Origin of the sequence: Cellulomonas bogoriensis 69B4 = DSM 16987 (assembly GCF_000767165.1) — a bacterium.
Lineage (GTDB): Bacteria > Actinomycetota > Actinomycetes > Actinomycetales > Cellulomonadaceae > Actinotalea > Actinotalea bogoriensis.
In genome coordinates this window covers 1-879 of the sequence record NZ_AXCZ01000380.1, presented here as the reverse complement: position 1 = coordinate 879, position 879 = coordinate 1, and the positions used below count along the sequence as shown (strand labels likewise).

The 879-nt window shown below is 75.5% G+C and carries 1 protein-coding gene; it reads right to left on the bottom strand.

Annotated features, from left to right (window positions below; translation table 11 throughout):
• A partial coding sequence (locus tag N869_RS15560; protein WP_035063196.1) for an energy-coupling factor ABC transporter ATP-binding protein occupies nucleotides 1-802 on the bottom strand: 802 nt, incomplete at its 3' end.
• Between the last annotated feature and the right edge of the window lie 77 nt (nucleotides 803-879).

The window sequence follows — 879 nt, the reverse complement described above, 5'->3', positions numbered from 1 at the left end:
GCTCCCGCAGGGACCGGGCACGGCGGCGGGCGTCCCGGACCGACAGCGGCAACGGGTCCCAGCCCAGGTGCCGGCCCAGCTCGACCACGGGCGGGGCGACGGGGGACGTGCGGAGCAGGTCCGCAGGCGCACCGTCGCGGACGTCGCCCTGGGCGTCGACCACGACCATCCGGTCGGCGTACTGCACGACGCGTTCCAGGCGGTGCTCGGCCAGCAGCACCGTCAGGCCGAGGTCGTGCACCAGGCGGGTGAGCGCGGCCAGGACCTCCTCGGCGGCGGCCGGGTCCAGGGCGGAGGTCGGCTCGTCCAGGACCAGCACCCGCGGATGGCTGGTGAGCACGGAGCCGATCGCGACCCGTTGCCGCTCACCACCCGACAGGTCCGCGAGCGGCCGGTCCCGCAGGGGCGCCAGGCCCAGCAGGTCCAGGACCTCCTCCACGCGCCGGCGCATCGTGGAGGACGGCAGCCCGAGCTGCTCCATGCCGTAGGCCAGCTCGTCCTCGACGGTGTCGGTCACGAACCCGGCGGCGGGGTCCTGCAGCACCACCCCCACCAGGTCCGCCAGATCACGTGGCAGGTGGGTGCGGGTGTCACGGCCGTCGACGGTGACCCGCCCGGTGAGCACACCGCCGGAGAAGTGCGGCACCAATCCCGTGGCCGCCTGCAGCAGGGTCGACTTGCCCGACCCTGTGGGGCCGACCACCAGGGCGAGCTCGCCCTCCTCGACCGCGAGGTCGACGGCGCGCAGGGTCGGTCCGCCAGCACCCGGGTAGGTGACGGTGACGTCCTCGAACCTGATCACGACGCCGCCACCCGTGGTGGCCTGGCCCGCGCGGCGCCGCCCGCGACGTCCACGACGACGGGTGCCGCGGCCGCGAC